At 72.1% G+C, this 6,533-nt stretch carries 7 protein-coding genes; 2 read left to right on the top strand and 5 right to left on the bottom strand.

Going from position 1 to position 6,533, the window contains the following annotated elements; genetic code table 11:
- Positions 1–111: 111 nt before the first annotated feature.
- The 3 genes from AB0J02_RS43445 to AB0J02_RS43435 all read right to left on the bottom strand — a co-directional run bounded on the left by AB0J02_RS43445 (position 112) and on the right by AB0J02_RS43435 (position 2,037).
- Complete coding sequence (locus AB0J02_RS43445) at positions 112–378, bottom strand: acyl carrier protein (RefSeq protein ID WP_363199455.1); 267 nt, start codon at positions 376–378, stop codon at positions 112–114.
- Positions 351–1,148: a thioesterase domain-containing protein gene (locus tag AB0J02_RS43440; RefSeq protein ID WP_363199454.1), complete on the bottom strand. Its 798-nt coding sequence runs from the start codon at positions 1,146–1,148 to the stop codon at positions 351–353. The genes AB0J02_RS43445 and AB0J02_RS43440 overlap by 28 nt, the downstream gene beginning before the upstream one ends.
- A gap of 67 nt (positions 1,149–1,215) precedes the next feature.
- The gene (locus tag AB0J02_RS43435; RefSeq protein WP_363199453.1) at positions 1,216–2,037 is read right to left on the bottom strand and encodes an AfsR/SARP family transcriptional regulator; all 822 of its coding nucleotides are present in this window, start codon (positions 2,035–2,037) and stop codon (positions 1,216–1,218) included.
- 422 nt (positions 2,038–2,459) lie between these two features.
- Between AB0J02_RS43435 and AB0J02_RS43430 the strand changes: the two genes are divergently transcribed.
- The gene (locus AB0J02_RS43430) at positions 2,460–3,380 is read left to right on the top strand and encodes an LLM class flavin-dependent oxidoreductase (protein WP_363199452.1); all 921 of its coding nucleotides are present in this window, start codon (positions 2,460–2,462) and stop codon (positions 3,378–3,380) included.
- A gap of 34 nt (positions 3,381–3,414) precedes the next feature.
- On the top strand, positions 3,415–4,341 hold the full coding sequence (locus tag AB0J02_RS43425; protein WP_363199451.1) for an AfsR/SARP family transcriptional regulator: 927 nt from the start codon (positions 3,415–3,417) through the stop codon (positions 4,339–4,341).
- A gap of 89 nt (positions 4,342–4,430) precedes the next feature.
- Here the strand turns inward: AB0J02_RS43425 and AB0J02_RS43420 are convergent, their stop codons facing one another.
- Together AB0J02_RS43420 and AB0J02_RS43415 are read right to left on the bottom strand one after the other, a co-directional pair.
- A complete protein-coding gene (locus AB0J02_RS43420; RefSeq protein ID WP_363199450.1) occupies positions 4,431–5,261 on the bottom strand; it encodes an AfsR/SARP family transcriptional regulator in 831 nt (276 codons plus the stop codon).
- Positions 5,262–5,775: 514 nt separating this feature from the next.
- On the bottom strand, positions 5,776–6,453 hold the full coding sequence (locus tag AB0J02_RS43415; protein ID WP_363199449.1) for a ScbR family autoregulator-binding transcription factor: 678 nt from the start codon (positions 6,451–6,453) through the stop codon (positions 5,776–5,778).
- Positions 6,454–6,533: the final 80 nt, after the last annotated feature.

Below are 6,533 nucleotides of genomic sequence, written 5' to 3'. Positions count from 1 at the left end.
GCCGTTTTTCGGGGGGGGGGGGGGGGGGGGGGCGCGGGGGGGGGGGGGGGGGGGGGGGCGGGCCCCGGGGGGGGGGGGGCCCCCCCCCCCCCCCCCCCCCGGGGCCCTGGGTCAGGCGGCCGCCCGCGTGCTGCTCAGGGCCTCGTTGACCAGAGCGAGCAGGGCGCGCGGCGTCTCGGCCTCGTCGACCGCGTCCTCGTCCAGCGTGAGCCCGTGGTCGCGCTCGATGCGTCCGGTGGTCTGCAGGAGGGCCAGCGAGTCGTAGCCGAGTTCGATGAAGGGGACGTCGATGACGTCGCCGTCCCAGTCGATGCCCTCCTCCTCGCCGGCACACTCACGCAGCAGGGTCTTCAGGTCACTGAGTTCGAAGCGGTCCATGATCTCTCCGTTCGGGTTGCGGAAGTTGGGGAAGGGAGCAGCAGGGGATGCAGCCGTCGCGCCACGCGGCAGGCCCGTCCGATGAGTCGCGGCAGGTGGGGGCCGCGATGGAAGAAGTGGTCGCCCGGCACCGTCCGGCGCACCAGCCGCCCGTCGGTCCAGCCGCGCCAGCCGTCGAGTGCGGCGGCGTCCACCAGCGGGTCCTCCCGGCCGCCGACCGCGAGCAGGGGCACCGGCAGCGGACGGGATGCCTCGCCGACCGCGGCGGTGCGCAGGGCGTGGGCCAGTGCGAGGTCGTCCTTCAGTACGGGCAGGACGGTGCGGTGCCAGACGCTGCCGCTGTCGGCGAGCGCTCCTCTCGGGGAGGCGCCGACGGCGTCGACGAAGTCCATCATGGCCGCGTCGCCGTTCCCGGCCCGGACGACCGCGGGCGCGAGGGTGTGCGGGGCGTGGCAGGCGCCGATGGCGAGCAGTTCGGGGGCGGGCAGGCCCGCGTCGAGCAGGGCGCGGGTGAGGGTGTGGGCGACGAGGCCGCCGAGGCTGTGGCCGTACAGCGCGTAGGGGCCCTGCCCGGCGGCGTCGGCGAGCCGGCCGAGCATGTCGTGGAGCAGGCCGTCGCGGTCGGTGATCCGCGGCTCGCGGCGGCGGCTCTCCCGGCCCGGCAACGGCAGGGGCACGACCTCGATGCCGGGGCCGCAGCGCTGCTGCCAGCGGCCGAAGCTCGACACCCCGGCGCCGGCGTGCCCGAAGCAGTACAGCCTTACGTCCATGGGCCGAGCCTGTCCGAACTTCCTGGAGTACGGCTCGAACCGGTGGCGCGGCGCACCGGTGCTCCGGTCAGGCGGCGTACAGGTCGAACGTGGAGGAGCGGCGTGCCGCGCGCAGCACGTCGAGCTTGGGGTCGACGGTCAGGATCGCGTGGTGCAGACGCTGCAGCTGCGGCGCGGGTTCGACGCCGAGTTCCTCGATGAGGCGGCCGCGCAGCCGCTGGTAGATGCCGAGCGCGGCCGCCTGCCGGCCGGACCGGTAGAGGGCCAGCATGGCCTGGGCGTGCAGTCCTTCGTGCTGCGGGTGGCGGGCTATCAGGTCGGTGAGCTCGGCGATGACCTCCACGTGGCGGCCGAGCCGCAGATCGACGTCGATGCGGCGTTCGCGCGTGACCAGGCGGCTCTCCTCCAGCCGCAGCACCTCGATCTCCAGGATGGGCCCGACGCGGACGTCGACCAGCGCGGAGCCCTGCCAGAGATCGAGCGCCGCGCGGTAACAGGCGGCGGCCCGCTCGTCCTCCTCCTGGTCGCCGGCCTGCTGACCGTCGGCCACCAGGCGCTCGTACTCGCGGACGTCGACGGCGTCGCTGGGTATCTGGAGCAGGTATCCGCCGTGCCGGGTGGCCAGTACGTCCTTGGCGGCGGCGGGCACGCCGGGTCCCATGGCGGTGCCGAGTCTGCGGCGGAGCTGGAGTATGTACGTCTGCAGGGTGGTGAGCGCGCTCTGCGGCAGCTCGGTGCCCCAGATCTCTTCCATGAGCGTGGGCACAGGCACGACCCGTCCTGGGTAGAGCGCGAGCAGTGCGAGGATCTGCCGGGGCTTGCCCGCCGTCGGAACGATCGACATCCCGTTGACGGCGGCACTCAACGGACCCAAAACCTGAATCTTCATGGTTGTCCTCCGTACCGGTGTCCAGTGGGGCTCGATTTTGCGCGCACGGCGAATTCCTGTCTGTACCGCGCAAGTTCGGAGCAAGAGATCCCGGACCGGTTCTCGACGATTCTTCTGTGCCGTTCTCCAGAATGCTTCGAGTCATCGTCGGATGCCGTCGGCCGCGGGCCTGCCGGTGCTGCCCGCGCGCCTGCCGGGTGGGCCCAGGGTCTGTCTTCGAACTCCCCTCTGCCGGGCCGCCCTCCGGGCGACGAGGGGAGTTCGAAGACAGACCCTGGAGGCCGCGCATACACCGCCTCGAGGGACGCTCGCACGGATCCCGCACGGGCCCGTTTGCGTCTATGGTCCTGCTACTCGAAGCCTTTCACGGTTTTCCGGGCAGCCGGAAAAGGATCACGGGGCGGAGCATCATGGAATTCGGCGTGAACTTTTTCCCGACCGTCGACCCGGCGCGAAAAAGCGCGAGCACCTATTACGACGAGTGCCTTCAACTGGTCGAGCTGGCCGAGGTGCTGGGATATCGGCACGTGCAGTGCGCCGAGCACTACGGCTCCCCCTACGGCGGCTGCGGCCCCGACCCGGTGGTCTTCCTGACCGCGGCGGCCGCGCGGACCGCCCGGACCCGGCTGACGGCCGGTCTCGCCGTCGGCGCGTCCGCCCACCCGGTGGAGACGGCGGCGCGGCTCGCGCTCCTCGACCACCTCTCGCACGGCCGTCTCGAGGCCGGCTTCGGCTGCTCGCTGCCCGCCGTGCCCGGGGACCACACCCGCGTGCGGGAGGTGGTCGATGCCTGCGTCGCCCTGTGGGGCGGCGCGCCGCCGCGCCACGAAGGAGATGTGCGCCGCTCCGGTCCGGTGGCCGGTTTCCCGCTCCCTCTCCAGCAGCCGCATCCGCCGGTGTACGTCACCTCGGTGGCCGGCACCGAGGACTGTGCCCGCGCGGGCGCCCGGGGGCACCATCTGCAGCTCGACCCCTCGATGTGGCGGCGTGAGCACCTGACGCGCATGATCGCGGCCTACCGCGCGGCCCACCGCGGCGCGGGCCACGAAGGTCCGGGCCGGGTCCGGCTCACGTACACCTGCTATGTGGGCAAGGCCCGGGACGTGGTCCTGTCGGGCGCCGACGAGCACCGCGGGGCGCAGGTCCTGATCGGTACACCCGACGACGTGTGCGCCCAGATCGAGGCCGTCCGCTCCTGGTACGGGTCCGACCTCTGTCTGAGCCTGCAGTTCAACCCCGGACAGGTGCCCTACGGGCGCGCGGTACGCGCCATGGAGCTGTTCGCCGCACGGGTCGCGCCTCGCTTCGCGGACGCCGCCGTGCCCGATCGGGCGGCCGCCTGAGCGCGGTCGGGCAGCGTGTGAGGAAGGGCGAGGAATGGTTCAGTTCTGCGTTCTCGGTCCCGTGGAGATCCGGGACGAGCGGACAGCCTCCACGATCGTGCCGCCGGGCGCCAAGCAACGGGCCCTGCTGGGCGCGCTCGTGGCCATGGCCGGGCAGGCCGTGCCCGCTCCGCGGCTGATCGAGGAGGTGTGGGCGGACCGGCCGCCCGCCAACGCCTCGAACGCGCTGCAGGCCCACGTGCTGCGGCTGCGCCGGCTGCTGCCCGCCCCGGCGCCGGGCGGTCCGCGGCACGAGTGGATCGTGACGGGCCCGCTCGGCTACGAGCTGCGCCCCGGCACGGGCACGGTCGACGCCCAGCTCTTTCGCCGGCTGGTGTCCGAGGGGCGCGGCCGCGCCGTGGACGACCCGGAGCGGGCGGGTGAACTCCTGCGGTCGGCCCTGGCGTTGTGGCGGGGTCCGGCGTTCCACGGCGGTGTCCGGGGCGAGATCTGCGCCGTGCAGGCGGCGCAGCTGGACGAGGCCCGTCTCCTCGCCACCGAAGCGTTGTACGACGCGGGCCTGCGGGCCGGCCGGCACCGGGAGATCGTCGGGGAGCTGGACGAACTGACGGTGGCTCATCCGACGCGGGAACGGTTCCACGAGCAGCTGATGGTCGCCCTGGACCGCTGCGGGCGCCGGGCGGACGCGCTGGGTGTCTACGACCGTGCGCGTCGGCGCATGAGGCAGGAACTGGGTGTGGAGCCGGGCCCGGCGTTGCGTCGCCGCGCCCACGCGCTGGCGCGGCACGACATGGTGACCCCGACCGCCGAAGTGCCCCACGGGGCCGCCGCGACGACGGTGCCGGGCCGGGGCGGGGAGATCGCCCGGCTGCGGCAGCGCATCGAGCTGCTCTCGATCGAGCAGCGGGAACTGAAGCGCCGCTTCGACGCTCTGGTGGCTCAGGAGGCGGCCCGCGCCTGAAGCGCCCCTTCGCCTGCTGGTGCCCCCTCCCTCCCGGAGGGGGCGCTCGGGAGGGAGGGGGTGCCTGGGCCCGGTGGTGGCGGCCGGGATCAGCCCACGCGGGCGACGAGACGCCCCGAGCCGCTTTCCGGTCCGGTCGTCACACCGACGTCGGGGTGGGCCATGAGGATGCTCCGCTGCAGTTTGCCGAGGGCCGCGGACGGCTCGAGGCCCAGCTCCCGTACGAGCGTGGTGCGCAGGTGCTGGTAGATGTTGAGGGCCTCACCGCGGCGGCCCGAGCGGTAGAGAGCGAGCATGAACTGCCCGTGCAGGCTCTCGTGCATCGGGTACTTCTTGACCAGCACGGTCAGTTCGGAGAGCAGCCCTCTGTGGTGGCCGAGCCGCAGGTCGGCCTCGATGCGCTGGTCCAGGGCGCACAGCCGGGTCTCCTCCAGCCGGCTGACCTCCAGCGTGATCTGGCTGCCCGCCTGGACGTCGGCGAGTGCGGTGCCGGTCCACAGGGCCAGCGCGTCGCGGAGCTTCTTCGCGGCGCCGGCGTAGTCCTCGGCGTCCATCGCCCGGTAGCCGGCGCCCGCGCGGCGCTCCAGCTCCTGGTAGTCGATCGTGCCGCCGCGCGTCTGCAGCCGGTAGCCGCCGGGCAGGGTGACCAGGATGTCCTTCGCCTTGGCCTGTTCGTCGCCGCCTCGCAGCAGTGCCTCGCCGATGAGATCGCGCAGCTGGAGGATGTAGGTCTGCATCGTGGTGCGCGCGCTCCGTGGCGGGTTCTCGTCCCACAGTTCCTCGATCAGCGTCGAGACCGGGACGACGTGGTCGGCGTTGAGCGCGAGCAGGGCCAGCACCTGCCGGGGTTTGGGCGCTGTGGGGGCGATCGAGATGCCGTGTTCCCGTACTGCCAGCGAACCCAGTACTTCGATGTCCATCGTTTCTCCCCTGTTAGGTGCAGGCAGGTCAGCGCTGCTGCGACTTCCGGACCCGACTCGATAAAAAAACAGCACGGACGGTTTGTCAATCGGAAGCGCACATCTCGGCCTGCCGGCCGAAGGCCCGAAAGGCCCTCGACGGCACCCGCCGAGGACCCCGAGGCTCCGGACGGAAGAACGCTCCGAGGTCACCAAAGTTGCTTAAGCAATGCCACTTTGCCCAAATCCGGCCACTAAGCATCAAGTGACGCGCTGCCGACTCCCGATCCATTCACTTCCGCGATCAGATACGCAAACAGCTGCACAGCGGCTGACGACACGCGTGCGGGGGCAGTGACCACCCCGCGGAACCCCGTAAAAAATCATCGGCCGCCTACCGGAGAAACGCCGCACCGCGCGGCCGAAATGATCACATGACGGGACGAGGTACTCTCAAAAAAGACCGGGCGGTCTCTTGGTGAACGGTGGAGCGGCCGTCCGGACCGACCGGACGCGCGCCCGCGTCGGCGTCCGCTCAGAGCCTGGCGCTGACTTGGTACGGGGCGACGCCCCTCGCGTGCTCCACGACGCGCGCGGGGCCGCCCTCGGGCCGGACGCGCACCGTGGCCGAAGCCTCCGTGAGGCGCGGCAGGAGCAGCCGCCAGAACCGGGTGAGCGTCTGCCGCGAAAGCCATTCCGGATGCTGCGCCCCCAGCGCTTCCATGCCGACGGTCGTCGCGACGACGGTGACCGTCACGTCCTCCGCGGCCACCGCCGGGGTCAGCTCGCCCGCACCGTCGGCCCGGTCCAGCGTGCTCTCGACCCACTGGCTCCACTGGGTGCGCAGATCCTGCCGGTTGGCGTACGTCGGCTCCGCGCCGAGGGAGAAGCCGGCGCGCAGCACCACGTCGCCGCGCAGGGTGCGCGCCAGCATGTGCGTGGCGTCCACCAGCGACTGCAGTGCGGTGCCCTCCTCCTGCTCCTGCTCCGGGGGCAGCGTCACGAGCGTCAGCCGCTGCGACGCCGCTTCCTCGACCGCCGCCGCGAGGGCGGCCTTGTTGGCGAAGTGGAAGTGCAGGGCTCCGTTGCTCACCCCGGCCCGCCTGCTGATCTCGGTCAGTGACGCCGTGCTGAAGCCCTCGCGGGCGAAGCCCTCGGCCGCCGACTTGATCAGTGCATCGCGAGTACGCAGCGCACGTTCTTGTTTCACCATCGAAGAGCTCCGTTACTGCGGGGGATTGCCGTGCTTGCGGGACGGCAGGTCGGCGTGCTTGGTGCGCAGCATCGCCAGCG

It is taken from the genome of Streptomyces sp. NPDC050264 (genome assembly GCF_040655895.1).
Taxonomy (GTDB): Bacteria; Actinomycetota; Actinomycetes; order Streptomycetales; family Streptomycetaceae; genus Streptomyces.
Note: the sequence above shows the minus strand (reverse complement) of the source record. Positions and strands in the feature narration are given on the sequence as shown.

Bases quoted from the DNA above. Each gene is read 5' to 3' on its own strand.
- AB0J02_RS43445 (WP_363199455.1), bottom strand. From the start codon at position 378: ATGGACCGCTTCGAACTCAGTGACCTGAAGACCCTGCTGCGTGAGTGT.
- AB0J02_RS43440 (WP_363199454.1), bottom strand. From the start codon at position 1,148: ATGGACGTAAGGCTGTACTGCTTCGGGCACGCCGGCGCCGGGGTGTCG.
- AB0J02_RS43435 (WP_363199453.1), bottom strand. From the start codon at position 2,037: ATGAAGATTCAGGTTTTGGGTCCGTTGAGTGCCGCCGTCAACGGGATG.
- AB0J02_RS43425 (WP_363199451.1), top strand. From the start codon at position 3,415: ATGGTTCAGTTCTGCGTTCTCGGTCCCGTGGAGATCCGGGACGAGCGG.
- AB0J02_RS43420 (WP_363199450.1), bottom strand. From the start codon at position 5,261: ATGGACATCGAAGTACTGGGTTCGCTGGCAGTACGGGAACACGGCATC.
- AB0J02_RS43415 (WP_363199449.1), bottom strand. From the start codon at position 6,453: ATGGTGAAACAAGAACGTGCGCTGCGTACTCGCGATGCACTGATCAAG.